13 protein-coding genes are annotated in these 13,905 nt (G+C 72.0%); 7 read left to right on the top strand and 6 right to left on the bottom strand.

From position 1 onward, the window contains the following. Positions 1-71: 71 nt before the first annotated feature. The 3 genes from OCT48_RS06400 to OCT48_RS06410 all read right to left on the bottom strand — a co-directional run bounded on the left by OCT48_RS06400 (position 72) and on the right by OCT48_RS06410 (position 3,568). Positions 72-647, bottom strand: a complete 576-nt coding sequence (locus tag OCT48_RS06400) for a hypothetical protein (protein ID WP_263591872.1) — start codon at positions 645-647, stop codon at positions 72-74. A gap of 96 nt (positions 648-743) precedes the next feature. After that, entirely contained in the window at positions 744-1,637 is an 894-nt protein-coding gene (locus tag OCT48_RS06405; RefSeq protein WP_263591873.1) for a ketopantoate reductase family protein, read from the bottom strand. Continuing rightward, on the bottom strand, positions 1,634-3,568 hold the full coding sequence (locus OCT48_RS06410) for a DNA topoisomerase III (RefSeq protein ID WP_263591874.1): 1,935 nt from the start codon (positions 3,566-3,568) through the stop codon (positions 1,634-1,636). The genes OCT48_RS06405 and OCT48_RS06410 overlap by 4 nt, the downstream gene beginning before the upstream one ends. A 121-nt stretch (positions 3,569-3,689) precedes the next feature. Between OCT48_RS06410 and OCT48_RS06415 the strand changes: the two genes are divergently transcribed. Together OCT48_RS06415 and OCT48_RS06420 are read left to right on the top strand one after the other, a co-directional pair. Continuing rightward, positions 3,690-4,934: an ABC1 kinase family protein gene (locus tag OCT48_RS06415; RefSeq protein WP_263591875.1), complete on the top strand. Its 1,245-nt coding sequence runs from the start codon at positions 3,690-3,692 to the stop codon at positions 4,932-4,934. Positions 4,935-4,997: 63 nt separating this feature from the next. Continuing rightward, positions 4,998-6,821: an SEC-C domain-containing protein gene (locus tag OCT48_RS06420; protein WP_263591876.1), complete on the top strand. Its 1,824-nt coding sequence runs from the start codon at positions 4,998-5,000 to the stop codon at positions 6,819-6,821. A gap of 12 nt (positions 6,822-6,833) precedes the next feature. On the opposite strand, the gene OCT48_RS06425 is transcribed toward OCT48_RS06420, so the two are convergent. Then, entirely contained in the window at positions 6,834-8,195 is a 1,362-nt protein-coding gene (locus tag OCT48_RS06425; protein ID WP_263591877.1) for an AmpG family muropeptide MFS transporter, read from the bottom strand. Positions 8,196-8,361: 166 nt separating this feature from the next. Here OCT48_RS06425 and rfaH point away from each other — a divergent pair, with 166 nt between their 5' ends. The 5 genes from rfaH to ccoM all read left to right on the top strand — a co-directional run bounded on the left by rfaH (position 8,362) and on the right by ccoM (position 11,389). Beyond that, positions 8,362-8,904 (top strand): transcription/translation regulatory transformer protein RfaH, encoded by a 543-nt coding sequence (gene rfaH / locus OCT48_RS06430; RefSeq protein WP_263591878.1) that lies wholly within the window; start codon positions 8,362-8,364, stop codon positions 8,902-8,904. A gap of 27 nt (positions 8,905-8,931) precedes the next feature. After that, complete coding sequence (locus OCT48_RS06435) at positions 8,932-9,438, top strand: FKBP-type peptidyl-prolyl cis-trans isomerase (protein WP_263591879.1); 507 nt, start codon at positions 8,932-8,934, stop codon at positions 9,436-9,438. Positions 9,439-9,574: 136 nt separating this feature from the next. Next, positions 9,575-9,892 carry a hypothetical protein gene (locus OCT48_RS06440; protein ID WP_263591880.1) on the top strand — a complete coding sequence of 106 codons (318 nt, stop codon included), beginning with the start codon at positions 9,575-9,577 and terminating at the stop codon, positions 9,890-9,892. Beyond that, the gene (locus OCT48_RS06445) at positions 9,892-11,088 is read left to right on the top strand and encodes a PqqD family peptide modification chaperone (protein ID WP_263591881.1); all 1,197 of its coding nucleotides are present in this window, start codon (positions 9,892-9,894) and stop codon (positions 11,086-11,088) included. The genes OCT48_RS06440 and OCT48_RS06445 overlap by 1 nt, the downstream gene beginning before the upstream one ends. Before the next feature lie 178 nt (positions 11,089-11,266). After that, positions 11,267-11,389 (top strand): cytochrome c oxidase subunit CcoM, encoded by a 123-nt coding sequence (gene ccoM / locus OCT48_RS06450; RefSeq protein WP_263591882.1) that lies wholly within the window; start codon positions 11,267-11,269, stop codon positions 11,387-11,389. A gap of 90 nt (positions 11,390-11,479) precedes the next feature. On the opposite strand, the gene OCT48_RS06455 is transcribed toward ccoM, so the two are convergent. Both OCT48_RS06455 and OCT48_RS06460 read right to left on the bottom strand, forming a co-directional pair. Beyond that, positions 11,480-12,127, bottom strand: coding sequence for a lytic transglycosylase domain-containing protein (locus OCT48_RS06455; protein WP_318152579.1), 648 nt, complete (start codon positions 12,125-12,127; stop codon positions 11,480-11,482). Between the two features lie 28 nt (positions 12,128-12,155). Then, positions 12,156-13,877: a proline--tRNA ligase gene (locus tag OCT48_RS06460; protein WP_263591883.1), complete on the bottom strand. Its 1,722-nt coding sequence runs from the start codon at positions 13,875-13,877 to the stop codon at positions 12,156-12,158. Between the last annotated feature and the right edge of the window lie 28 nt (positions 13,878-13,905).

Below are 13,905 nucleotides of genomic sequence, written 5' to 3' on the forward strand. Positions count from 1 at the left end.
AGGCGGTTGCATTCAAGCTGCCCTCCAGCTTCCAGCTTCCAGCTTCCAGCTTCCAGCTTCCAGCTTATCGCTCAGAAGGGCAGATGGACGGAGGCGGTGATCAGGTTGAGGTGCGAGAGCATCGGATCATCGAAGCTCTCGTATTCCAACTGACTGATCACCCGGTTCATGCGCAGCCGGGCGCCGAAGCCGTTGACTCGCGCCATGCCCCCGCCGAGGCCGGCCTCGTCGACGCCGCCGCTCACGGCCTCGCCCTGCCAGCCCGCCAGCCCCGACTTGGCATAGAGGCCGAGGCGGCCGAGGCGGACGCCGGCCATCAGGCTGCCGCCCAGGCTGGTGGTGTCGAGGATCCGTTGCTGGCCGTCCGCCGAGACGGGGACGTCGTCGCTCTCGCGATAGCTGACCTCGGCGCCGAAGTCGAGCCGGGGCAGCCCGGGAGGCGAGAAGCCGGCGGTCAGGCGAAAGCCCGAGGTGACACCGTCGGGTGAGTCGACGTCGTCGCCCTGCAGGCTCAGGCCGTTGTCGAGTCGGGCGAGGTCGGTGGCCTGTCCGGAGAAGGCCGGGCGTTCGGCGGCGGCCAGGCCCGGGACGGCAACGACCACTGCGATGGCGGCCACCAGGGGGCGCCATACCGCTTGGATGTTCATGGATACCTGACCTTGGACCGGCCGCCGGCGGCTGACCCGTCCGTTCATTATCCTTGTTGAGGCTAGCAGGCGACACTGCCCGCCGCCAGGCTGCGGTCAGCGCTCGGCGAAGTGGCGGTAGAGGGCGGCGAGCCGCGGCGTGGCCAGGTCATGGCGGCGTCCGGCGGCCAGCAGCGGGCCGAGGATCGCCTCGTGCTCGGTGGGCCGGCCGGCCAGCACGTCCTGCAGCATCGAGGCGCGGTTGTTGGCGGTGCCCGACACCACCCCCCACACCAGGCCCGCCAGCCCCTCGGCGGGCGGTGGCAGGCCCTCGGCGGCCATCACGGCGGCGAACTCGTCGAGCACGGCGTCCACCATGGGCCGGAAGGGGCGATCGCGGAGCTGGCCGTTGCGGATGCGAAAGCGCGCCACCAGGGGGTTGATGGCGGCGTTCACCGCCAGCTTGTGCCAGAGCCGTACGCGGATGTCGGGCACCGCCGCGGCCGGCAGGCCGGCCGCGCCGAGCCGGGTCGCCAGGGCGGCGGCGAGCGCGCCGTGGCCGCCGCCGAGGTGGCCGACCAGGGTGCGGCCATGGCCGGCATGCACCACGCCCGCGTCACCCTGCAGGTAGGCGCCCTCGGTGGTGGTGGCGCACAGCACCGGCCCCGTCCAGCGCTCGGTCAGGGTCGCCTGGACCCCAAAGCCGTTCTGCCAGAGCACCAGTGGCGTGTTGGGGGGCAGCCAGGGGACGACGGCAGCGAAGGCCGCCTCGGCGGCATAGGCCTTGGTGGTGAGGTGGACGGCGGTGATCTCGGCGCCGACCGCCTCATCGAGGGCCTCGAGGGTCAGGCAGGGAAGCTCGCGGGTGCGGGTCTCGCCCGTCGGGGTGGTCAGGGTCTGGCGGGGCGGGAGGGGGCGCCTGCCGAGCAGCGTCACCCGTTCCCGGGCGGCCAGGTGCAGTGCCACCAGGCGTCCCAGGGCCCCGGGGCCGATGATCAGCTGGTGGCTCATGGCCGCTTGCTCCGGGGGCGCCCGGCGCCGCGGCGCTTGCCGGCCTGGCGCCGGCTGGCCGGCTTGCGCTGTGCCTTGCCGCGCCGGGAGGGGCCGGCGTCCGCGCCCCGCGCGTCGGCCAGGGCCCGCTGCATGCGACCGGCGTCGGCGCATCCCAGCAGGTCGCGCAGGTCCGCGACCAGGCCATCGAGGAAGGGCGCCGGGGCGTCGCCGTCCTCGGCGATGGCCGACAGTCGCTGTTCCCACTGGGCGGTGCGCTCGGGGCGCCCCACCGCCTCGGGGAGCGAGGCGATCAGGGCGCTGCCCAGGCGGGTGGCCCTCAGCGCCTTGCCCTCCCGGGCCAGGTAGCCGCGCTCGAGCAGGGTCTCGATGATGCCGGCCCGGGTGGCCTCGGTGCCCAGGCCGTCGGAGTCGCGCAGGGTGCGGCGGATCGCCGGGTCATCGACGTAGCGGGCGATGTTCATCATCGCCATGATCAGGCTGGCGTCGGTGAAGGGCTCGGGGGGACGCGTCTCGCGATCCTCCACGCCGACATCCTCGACGCGACACGCCTCGCCCTCGCTCAGGGGGGGCAGGGGCGGCGCCTCGTCCCGGGTGGTGAACAGCGGCTTCCAGCCGGCGTCCAGTACCTCCTGACCCCGGGCGCGGAAGCATTCCCCGAGGAGGGTGAACTCGGCCTTGACCTCGCGGGTCGACAGGGCGGGATAGAACTGGGCGAGGACATTGCGGGCGATCAGGCGAAAGACGTCTGCCTCCTGGCCCGACAGCCGGCTAGGGTCGAAGGCCTTGCCGGTGGGCGCCAGGGCGTGGTGGGCGCCGACCCGCTGGTCGTTCCAGGCCTTGGAGCGCCGCGAGAAGTCCGCGCCGGCCAGCCAGCGGCGCAGGGTCGCGTCGCCGCCGCAGGCGCCCTCCAGGGTCGCCCGGGCCCCCGCCCAGTGTTCCTCCGGCAGGTAGCGGCAGTCGGAGCGGGGATAGGTGATCAACTGGTGGCGTTCGTAGAGGCGCTGGCAGATATCCAGGACCGCCTTGGCGGAGAGCCCGTGGCGGCGGGCGGCATCCACCTGCAGCGCCGAGAGGGAGTAGGGCAGTGGCGCGGCCTGGCGCTTGTCGCGGCGCTCCAGGTGGCTTAGCCGGCCCTCGGCGCCGGGCAGCCGCGCGGCCAGGGCGTCGGCGGGGGCCCGCGCGAGCAGCCGCCCCTGGTCGTCCAGGGGGTGTGCCTCCCCCGGGACCCACCAGGCCCGCAGCTGGCCCCGGGCCACCGACAGGTCGGCCCACAGCACATGGAAGGGGCGTGGCTCGAAGTCGCGGATCTCGCCGTCGCGGCGCACCACCAGGCCGAGCACCGGCGTCTGTACCCGACCCACCGAGAGCACGCCGTCGTGACCGGCCTGGCGGCCGATCAGCGTCCAGGCCCGGGTCAGGTTGATGCCGTAGAGCCAGTCCGCCCGGGCCCGGGCCTGGGCGGCCCGGTAGAGCGGCGCATAGCGGGCGTTGTCCTCCAGGCGGGACAGGGCGCGCTTGACCGCCGGGCCGTTGAGGTCGCTGATCAGCAGCCGGGAGACGGGCCCCTTCCAACCCAGGTGCTCGATGACCTCCTGCACCAGCAGTTGGCCCTCGCGGTCGGGGTCGCCGGCATGCACCACCTCGCCGGCCTGCTTCAGCCGCTTGCGGATCACCGCCAGCTGGCCGCGGGCCTTGGGGCGCGGGGTGAGCTTCCAGCGCTCGGGCAGGATCGGCAGCTGGTCGAGCCGCCAGGGCTTGAAGGCCGGGTCGTAGGCATCGGGCGGGGCCTGTTCCAGCAGGTGGCCCAGGCACCAGGTGACCACGGTCTCGCCGGCCACCAGGGCGCCGTCCTCGCGGCGGCTGGGCACGGGCAGGGCGTCGGCGATGGCGCGGGCCAGGCTGGGTTTCTCGGCGATGATCAGGCGCATGGGACCTCGTGCGGCCGTTGAGGGTCATGGGAATTCTTACAGTATTCCGTGGCGGTCGCCAGGTGTAACATGGACACATGCTTGTACAAGGCTTGTAATACTTTACGGCGGAGGCGACGCCATGCGTGAACGCGGTCGGACACGACGCCTGCTGGGGCTCGGCACCCGCACCGGCGGAGCGGTGCTGAAGATGCGCCTGGGCGGGCAGAGCGACTGGCGGGCCCTGGGCGAGGCGCTGTTCGACGGCCTCTCCGAGCTCAAGGGGCCGGCCATGAAGGTGGCCCAGATCATGGCCCAGTGGGACGACCTGCTGCCCGCCGAGCTGGTCGACGAGCTCGCCCGCCTGCAGCGCCAGGCCGAGCCGATGCCCTGGGCGGAGATCCGTCGCACCCTGGACGCCCAGTACGACGACCTGGACGCGGTCTTCGCCTCCGTCGAGCCCCGGCCCTTCGCCAGCGCCTCCATGGGGCAGGTGCACCGGGCGGTCACCCGAGACGACGAGACGGTGGTGCTGAAGGTGCAGTATCCCGGGCTCGACCAGGTGCTGGAGGACGACCTCGTCCAGCTGCGCCGGCTGATGCGGCTGGGCCGCTGGCTGCGGGTGCCCCAGGCGCGCCTCGACGCGCTCTTCGAGGAGCTGGCGGCGAGCCTGCGCGGCGAGCTCGACTACCGCGCCGAGGCCGAGGCCCTGGCGCGCTACCGGGCGCGCTACGCCCACCTCGCGTCGCTGGTGATCCCCGAGCCTCTGCCGGCGCTGTGCGGCCCGCGGGTGCTGGCCATGCGCTACGTGCCTGGCACGCCGCTGCGGGAGCTGGAGGCCGGCGACGACGCCACCCGTCAGCGCATCGCCACCACCCTGGCCGACTGGCTCACCGAGGAACTCTTCACCTTCGGGGAACTGCACGCCGATCCCCATGCCGGCAACTTCGCCGCCGACGAGCGGGGGCGGCTGGTGATCTACGACCTGGGCGCGGTGATCCCGGTCCCCCGCGAGCGTCTCGCCGCCATGCTGCGGCTGCTCGAGGCCACCCTGGCCGCCGACCCCTTGGCCATGGACACGGCCCTGCGGGCCCTGGGCGGCCGTCAGGGGGAGGGGGCGCCCCTGGCGCTCTACCGGGAGGCGGCGGCGGCCGTGGCGCCGCTGTTCGCCCCCGGTCCCCAGGACTTCGGCGACGTGCGCGTCCACCGTCGCCTGCGCGAGCTCAGTCCCCGGGTGTGGGCGGCCATGGACCGGCTGCAGCCGCCGGCGGAGACCCTGCTGCTGTCGCGGACCCTCAACGGCCACTACTGGAACCTGGTGCGCCTCGGCGCCCGCCTGGACATGCACGCGCGGGTGCGGCCCCTGATGGCGCGGGCCCTGGCCTGAAAGCGGCTGCCCACATGCCTGTCGGCTGGTAGACTGTACGGTTTTCCGGTAGTGGAGACGGCAATGCTGGCGGTATGGGTGGAACAGCTGCTGGGGTTCGCCTCGGGAGCCCTCACGGCCATTCGTGAAGATGAACGCTATCCGACGCTGATGGCCTGGGCGCGCAGCGAGGGTCCCGCCCTGGTCGGCGGCGACCTGGCGCTGGCTCAGGCGCTGGCCCCGGAACTCTGGTCGCAGACGCCCCTGGCGCGTCTCGGCTTCGCCTGCGAGGCCCTGGCCCGGCCGGGACGCAACGAGCCCTGCTGGTGCGATTCCGGGCGCAAGACCAAGCACTGCTGCGGCGCCGTGACGCTGCCCGGTCATGTCCCCTCGCACCTGATGTGGATGCTGTCGCTGCGCGACTGGAAGGGCGACACCCTCAAGGCGGCGCTGGCCAGTGGCCGGGCGCCGGCCCAGGCGCTGCTCGAGGCGGGCCTGATCGCCGCCGAGTCGGGGCAGCGCGGTCGGGCCCAGCAGATCCTCGAGTCGCTGTTCGAGAACGCCGACTGGTCGCGGCTGCCGGAGCAGGCCGAGCCGGCCTTCGAGATCCTCGTCGACCTCTACCAGGAGCGCGGCTTCCATCGCAAGCGCGAGGCGCTCCTCGACGAGGTGCTCGACCGGGGGCCGCTGTTCCTGCGCGGCGTGGCCCTCGAGCGGCTCTGCCTGCTGCACCTCGACAACGACGACCTCGACAGCGCCCGGGCGGCCTTCGTGCGCGCCCAGCAGGCGCTGCCCGACTCGCCGACCCTGGCCTACATCGAGGCCATGCTGCTGCTCCACGAGGGCCACGAGGACGAGGCCGCGGAGCGCTCGCGCTTCTGGTTCCGCCGGCTGTCCCGGCAGGGCGACCTGGAACCCGAACAGCTGCAGTTCCTCGCCGACCTGGCGGAGAACCCGGGCGCCACCCTCGCCGAGCAGCTGCTCAACGCCGAGGAGGACCTGGCGGAGCCGCTGGTCTCCCTGCAGGCGCTGCTCGAGGCGCTGCCCACCGCCCCGCGACTCGACATCCGGGCCGAGGACGGGGCCCTGGCCTATCACCGCAGCGCCCGGGAGGACACCCTGTTCGCGGCCTTCCAGGCGGTCTTCCAGGCCCAGGTCGAGGGCGAGGCGCCCATGGGCTTCGACAGCGATCCCTGGCTCCAGGCCGGGGAGTGGCTGCCGGCCCTGTGTGCGCATCCGGAGTGGCTGGACGCCCCCGCCGTGGTGCAGTCCCTGGCCCTGGCGCTGACCAGCCACTTCGGCAGCCTGCCGTGGATGGCGCCGAGCCTCTTCGAGCCGCTGGCCGACCGCCTGGAACGCTGGCTGGACCAGGCGCGCCATACCGGCGAGGCGACCCTGGGCTGGGAGGTGGCGGACAACGCCGTGCTGCTGCGCACCGGCCTGGCCCTGGTGGTGGGCATGGAGCGCGGCGCCCGCCAACGCTCGCGGGAGCTCGCCGAGACCCTGCTGACCCTCGACGACGAGGACAGCCTGGGGCTGCGCGAGCTGGTGCTCGACCAGCTGCTGCGCGAGGGGCGCGACCGCGAGGCGCTGGCCCTGAGCGAGCGGGCCGTGGAGCGGCCGGACGAGGAGGCGGCCCTGCTGGGCATGCTGATGGGACGGGTGCTGGCGCTGTTTCGTCTCGGCCGGCGTGAGGAGGCCGCCGAGGCCCTGGCCCAGGCCCGTCGCCACAACCCCCATGCCCTGGCCATGCTGTGTGCCGACAACCCGCGACCGGCGAGCCCCGGCACCAACGGCACCGCCTCGCCCGGTTCCCGGGCCGAGGCCTGGCAGTACCGCACCCTGATGCGCGACCAGTGGCGCGCCACGCCGGGGGCCCTGGGATGGCTCGACGAGCAGCTTTCCTGAGCCCCGTGGCCCTCAGGCGGTCCCGGCGGCCTGCACCAGCGAGCGATCGCGGCTGATCCAGATCGCCAGGGCGATGGCCGGCAGTCCCAGCAGGGAGGCCAGCAGGAAGAAGCCGGCATAGCCCTGGCCGGCCACCATCAGGCCGCCGAAGCCGCTGAGGAACTTGCCCGGCAGGGTCATCAGCGACGAGAACAGCGCGTACTGGGTGGCGGTGTAGGCCCGCGAGGTCAGGCTCGACAGGAAGGCGATAAACACCGCGCTGGCCAGGCCGTTGGAGAGGTTGTCGCCGATGATGGTGGTCACCAGCATGGCCAGGTTGTCCCCGGCCATCGACAGGGCGACGAACAGCAGGTTGGTCAGGGCGGTGGCCGCCGCCCCCAGCACCAGGAGCGGCCCGATGCCGTAGCGCGCCACCAGCAGCCCGCCGAGGACCCCCCCGCCGATGCTCATGGCGATGCCGAAGACGTTGGTCACATTGGCGATGGTCGCCAGGCTGAAGCCCAGGTCGATGTAGAGGGGATTCGCCATGGAGGCCATGGCCAGGTCGCTGATCCGGAAGACCGCCACGAAGAGCAGCAGCCACAGGGCCTTGCGCCGGTGACGGGTGAAGAAGTCGGTGAAGGGGCAGACCACCGCGCCGATGGCCCAGGCCCCGAGGCGACGCTGCCAGGCCGCGCGGCCGCGACTGGCCCGCAGGAAGGCGCGCACCCGGGGCTCGTGGATCAGCTGGGTGGTCAGCGCGAGGCGCTCGGGCTCCGGGCGCACCAGCACCGTGACCACCCCCACCCCCACCAGGGCGGCCATGCTCAGGTAGGCGGCCTGCCAGGAGACCAGCGAGGCGACGTAGAGCGCGCCGGCGCCGGCGGCGATCAGGCCGCCGCGGTAGCCGATGATGTAGGTGGAGGCCATGGCCGCCTGCATGTCGTCGGGGGCCGACTCGATGCGGAAGGCGTCGATGGCGATGTCCTGGGTGGCCGAACCGAAGGCCACCAGCAGGGCGCAGGCGGCGACCAGCGGCAGGTGGCCCACCGGGTCGAGGCTCGACAGCCCCACCAGGCCGGCGGCGATGGCGAGCTGGGCCAGCAGCATCCAGCCGCGGCGCTGGCCGAAAGCGCGGGTCAGCCCGGGCAGCGCCAGGCGGTCGACCACCGGCGCCCAGAAGAACTTGATCGAGTAGAGGATGCCGATCCAGGCGAAGAAGCCGATGGCCGCCACCTCCACGCCGTCGCTGCGCAGCCAGGCCGAGAGGGTGGAGAACACCAGCAGGAAGGGCAGGCCCGCCGAGAAGCCCAGGAACAGCATGGTCAGGACCGGTGCCCGCAGGTAGATCGACAGGGCGTCACGCCAGCTGCGCTGCGCGGAAGGGATCGGCATGGCGTAGGCTCTCCTTGCGGCACGCGCCTCGGTCGGGGCCACGCGCCGAGGCCAACGATGGTAAGATTGCCCCCGCGGTCGGGCGACTCGCGACACGGGCGGCACGCGAGCCGATTGTTGCAGAGCCCCGGCGGTGATACCAGCCAAAACCTCGATCAGGAGCGCCATGAGTGACGACGATATCCGCCTGGACAATGCCGACGATGCCGTGCCTCGCTGGTACGTGATCCAGTGCAAGGGCGGCGAGTCCTTTCGCGCCGCCGAGCACCTGGGCAACCAGGAGTACGAGGTCTTCCACCCGGTGCTGCAGGTCCAGAAGAAGCGACGCGGCAAGCTCGAGTGGATCAGCGAGCCGCTGTTCCCCTACTACCTGTTCATCCGCCTCGACCGTCTGTCCAGCAACTGGCGGCCGATCCGCTCGACGCGGGGCGTGCTCAGGCTCGTCACCTTCGGCCTCGACCTGCCGGTGCCGGTGAGCGACGCGCTGGTGGAGACGCTGCGCCAGCAGGGCAGCCCGGACGCCGAGGACGCGGCCAACGTCTACTTCCGTGCCGGCGAGACGGTGGAGATCACCGAGGGTCCCTTCAAGGACCTCCAGGCGGTCTTCTCCAGCCACAGGGGCGAGGAGCGTGCCATCGTGCTGCTCAACATGCTGCACAAGCAGCAGCGCCTCGAGATGCCCGTCGCCCAGCTGCGCCGGCGCGACTGACCGCTTCCCCCGTTTTTGGAGATTCCCATGACTATCGCCCCGCAGCGGGTCGTGAGCCTGCACTATGTGCTCAGTGACCGGGACGGCAACGTCCTCGACGACTCGCATGCCCGCCAGACGCCGCTCGAGTACCTGCATGGTCACGGCAATATCCTGGCCGGGCTGGAGCACGCCCTCGAGGGCCGGGCCAGCGGTGCCGAACTCAGCGTCACCCTGATGCCGGCGGAGGCCTACGGCCTGCGTGACGAGGCCCTGGTGCGCGAGGTCGGCCGCGGTGCCTTCCCGGTGCCCGATCTCGCCCCGGGCATGCGCTTCCAGACGCCTGGCGACGCCGGCCCGGAGATCGTCACGGTGGTCGAGGTGCGCGACGACAGCGTGCTGATCGACACCAACCACCCGCTCGCCGGCCACACCCTGTGCTATCGCCTCGAGGTCCTCGAGGTCCGCGAGGCCACCCGCGCGGAGCTGGCCAAGGGGCATCCCCTGCCGCCGGGCACCGCGCCGGGCGAGGTGGAAGACAAGAAGATGCCCTGAGCGCCGTGGCGTCGTCGTCGGGCGACAGCGCGATGGCCAATTTGCAGCGACTGGGGAAACGGCCGTGGGGGCGGGGTCATCGTGGCGGGTGCGCGGTAGGCTTGGGGCATCGTTCAGCCACACAGGGAAGCCGACCATGAGCGACACCGCTGCCACCTGCCCCCGCCGTCGCAAGCTGCTGGCGGCCCTCGGCCTGGTCGGGATCGCCGCCTACGCCGCCCCGACGCTCTCCACCCTGGGCCAGGCCCAGGCCGGTGACTGGGACGACGGCCGCTGGCGGATCGTCTATGAGACCCACCCGGATGCCCGGGACCGTCGCTATGTGGACGACTATCGCGAGCATCGCCGTCGTCGCCACCACCAGCATCACCAGCATGGCCATCGGCACTCGAAACACAGCCGCCACAGCCATAGCCGGCACAGCCACAGCCACAGCTATCCCAGTCGCTGGTGATGGGCCGGCTCATCGAGACCCTGCAGCCGTCGGGGCTCGGGGTGACCGTGCGACTGGAGAATGCCCCGCGACTCGCCGAGGCGCTGCGCACGGCCATGCCCGGCTGGCCGCTGGCCCGCTGGCCGGCGCCGTCGGCCTTGTCCCGCGAGCTGGCGGCATGGCGGGAAGGCGACTGCTACTACCAGGCCGTGCCGGGCCGGCCGCGCCCCCGGCGGCTGCCCGGCCTGGCCACGGCGGCCTGCAGCCTGATCGCCGACCTGATTCCGCTGATCCTCGAGGCCCGGCCCCGGCTGCTCGGCCTGCACTGCGCCGCCGTGGAGGTCGGGGGGCAGCTGGTGCTGTTCCCCGCCACCCACCGCACCGGCAAGAGCCTGCTCAGCGCGGCCTTCGCTGCCGCCGGCTACCGGATCTTCGGCGACGACGTGCTGCTGCTGACCGACGACGGGCAGGGCAGGGCGCTGGGTATCGCGCCGCGGCTGCGACTGCCCCTGCCGCCGACCCTGCCGTCTGGGCTGGCGCGCTTCATCGCGGACCATGATGGCGTCTCGGATGATCGCTACCGCTACCTGGCCCTGGACGACGAGTGCCTCGCCGGCCACGGCGAGGCACGGCCCATCGGCGCCATCGTGATGCTCGACCGGGTGCTCGGCACGCCGGGCGCGAGCCTGACCCGACTCACCCCCGGCGATGGGCTCCTGCACCTGCTGGGGCAGAGCCTCGCCGGCGAGGACCATGATCCCGCACGCCTGCTCGAGCGGCTGTTGCCGATGATGCACGACCTGCCCTGTCGCTTGCTCCGCTACGACGATCCCATGGCGGCCGTCGAGGCGGTGGCGGCGGGGCTGGCCGAGGCGCCCGCGGACGAGCGTTGTCCCGAGGCGCCCCCGGCGGCGCGAGACGACCCGCCGGCCGCCGGTGACCCGAACGCGGCCTGGCGTCGCCTGCCGGTGGAGACGGAGTATGCGTTGGGCGAGGAACACTTCCTGGTCGATGTCCATGGCGCGGTCCACCGGCTCAGCGCCGTGGCCGGCGGCATCTGGCGCCTGCTGGGGCTCGAGCCCCTGGCGGGTGCCGAGGTGGCGGCGCTGCTGGCCGAGCGCTTCCCCGACGTCGGGCGGTCCCGGCTGAGCCGCGATGTGGCGATACTCTTCGACGACCTGGCGGCGGCCGGACTGATCGCGCCCGCCGATTGCTAGGCCACGTCAGGCGGTCTCCCCTCCGCCCATCCCGTCGCCGGCCTCGCCCGAATCTGACCTGCGTCAAGTCACGCCGGCCTCCAGGGGCGAGGCCGGCGACAAACTTGATTCAGGTCAGCTCCCGTTCCCCCTCGCCACGCTAGAGTGCACTCAACACATCGAGACGGGGGACCACACCATGTACTGGGATGACGCCGTGATCTTCGGGTTGGCCACCGTCGGGATGATGATCGCTTTCATGGGGGGCTGGATCGGGTTCATCGTTCGCGACCACCATCGCAAGGGCAAGCACGGACACTGAGCCAGCCGCTCCATCAGTCGTCAGGGGAGGGGGGAGCTTCCCCCCACTAGGCCGATCCACCTGGATCGGCCTTTTTTTATCCGGAAACCGTCAGCGCTGGGCGGTGGCCCGTTCCACGGCGTCGCCGCCGGTGGGCGTCCAGCGAGTGGCGAGGGCACGCATCACCCGCTCGGGGTACCAGGTCTTGCCCAGGCTGCCGTTGTAGCGGGCCAGCGCCCGGGTCAGGTCGCCCCGTTCCACCGCCAGGTAATGGGCGAGGATGGTGCAGCCATAGCGCAGGTTGCGCCAGGGATCCTTGAGGTCGTCGGCGGGCAGCCCCAGCTCGCGAATCCAGAACGGCATGATCTGCATCAGGCCGGTGGCCCCGGCCGAGGACACGGCATCGGCGCGGAAGGCACTCTCCACCTGGATGACCGCCAGCACCAGCTCCGGGGCCAGCCCCGCGAGGCGCGCCTCCTGGTGGACGCGGGCCAGCAGGGCCTGGCGGTAGGCGTCGTCGGCCACGTAGCGCGCCAGGCGTGGCGTCATGTCCCGGACCCACTGGCGGGCCGCCCAGATCTCCGCGGGCGCGCGCGGCGCCTGGCGCACGCCGACCAGGGTGGTGCGCAGCGAGGCGGGCATCTCGGGCAGGGCGCGCACGCCGGCGGGCAGCTCGCGCGGCGGCGTGGCGGAGAGCGCCGCGAGAAAGCCCGCCTCGCCCCGGGCCAGGGCGGGCGGGCTCGCGAACCACGCCGTCACCAGCAGGGCGACGGCGAGCCGGCGTCCCTCAGGCGTCGATCTTCTCGCGCAGGAAGTCGAGGATCTCCTCGGCGGGTACCATGGTGGCGTCGGTATCACGGCGTCCCTTGTATTCCAGTTCACCCTTGTCCAGCCCCCGGTCGCCCACCACCAGGCGATGGGGAATGCCCATCAGCTCCTGGTCGGCGAAACGCACGCCCGGGCGCAGGTCGCGATCGTCGAGCAGCACGTCGAAGCCGGCGGCACGCAGTGCCTGGTAGAGGCGCTCGCTCTCCTCGCGGACCCGCTGCGACTTGTGGGCATTCATCGGTACCACCGTCACATGGAAGGGGGCGATGGCGTCCGGCCAGATGATGCCGCCCGCGTCATTGTTCTGTTCGATGGCGGCGGCCACGACCCGGGTCACCCCGATACCATAGCAGCCCATCCAGGGATGCGTGGCCTTGCCGTTGTCGTCGAGGACGGTGGCGTTCATCGCTTCGCTGTACTTGCGACCCAGCTGGAAGACGTGGCCGACCTCGATGCCGCGCTTGATCGCGAGGGTGCCCTTGCCGTCCGGCGAAGGGTCGCCCTCGACCACGTTGCGCAGGTCGGCGACCTTGGGCAGCGCCACGTCGCGCTCCCAGTTGATGCCGAAGTAGTGCTTGCCGTCGATGTTGGCGCCGGCGCCGAAGTCGCTCATCAACGCCACGCTGCGATCGATGATGATCGGCATGTCCAGGTTCACCGGGCCCAGCGAGCCGGGGCCGGCGCCCGCCACCGCGCGGATCTCCGCCTCGGTGGCCATGGTCAGGGGGCTTGCCACCTCGGGCAGGTTCTCGGCCTTGACCTCGTTGAGCTCGTGGTCGCCTCGCACCAGCAGGGCGATCAGGCCACCCTCGGCCGCCTGGACCATCAGTGTCTTGATGGTCTTCTCGATGGGCAGGCCATGCTGCTCCACCAGGGTGGCGATGGTGCGGGCATCGGGGGTGTCGACCAGGCGCAGCGCCTCGCCGGGTGCCGCGCGCTCGACCTTGCTGCCCAGCGGGGCCGGCAGGGCCTCGGCCTTCTCCATGTTGGCGGCGTAGTCGGACTCGGTGGAGAAGACGATGTCATCCTCGCCGGAGTCGGCCAGCACGTGGAACTCGTGGGAGTCGGTGCCGCCGATGGCGCCGGTGTCGGCGATCACCGGGCGGAAGTCGAGGCCCAGGCGGGTGAAGATGCGCACATAGGCGTCGTACATCACCTGGTAGGTCTCCATCAGCGAGGGCTCGTCGACATGGAAGGAGTAGGCGTCCTTCATGAGGAACTCGCGGGAGCGCATCACCCCGAAGCGCGGCCGGATCTCGTCGCGGAACTTGGTCTGGATCTGGTAGAAGTTCGACGGCAGCTGCTTGTAGCTGGAGATCTCCTTGCGCACCAGGTCGGTGATGACCTCCTCGTGGGTCGGGCCGACGCAGTAGTCGCGCTCGTGGCGGTCCTTGAGGCGCAGCAGCTCGGGGCCGTACTGCTCCCAGCGGCCGGATTCCTGCCACAGCTCCGCCGGCTGGACGGCGGGCATCAGCACCTCCTGGGCGCCGGCGCGGTCCATCTCCTCGCGGACGATGCGCTCCACCTTGCGCAGGGTCCTGAGGCCCAGCGGCAGCCAGGTGTAGAGCCCCGAGGTCAGGCGGCGGATCATGCCCGCGCGCAGCATCAGCTGGTGGCTGATCACCTCGGCGTCGGCGGGGGTTTCCTTCAGGGTGGAGATCAACAGTTGCGTGGCGCGCATGGGTCCGGGGTGTCCTCGAGCAAGAGTC

Source organism: Halomonas sp. M4R1S46 (assembly GCF_025725685.1).
Classification (GTDB): domain Bacteria; phylum Pseudomonadota; class Gammaproteobacteria; order Pseudomonadales; family Halomonadaceae; genus Halomonas.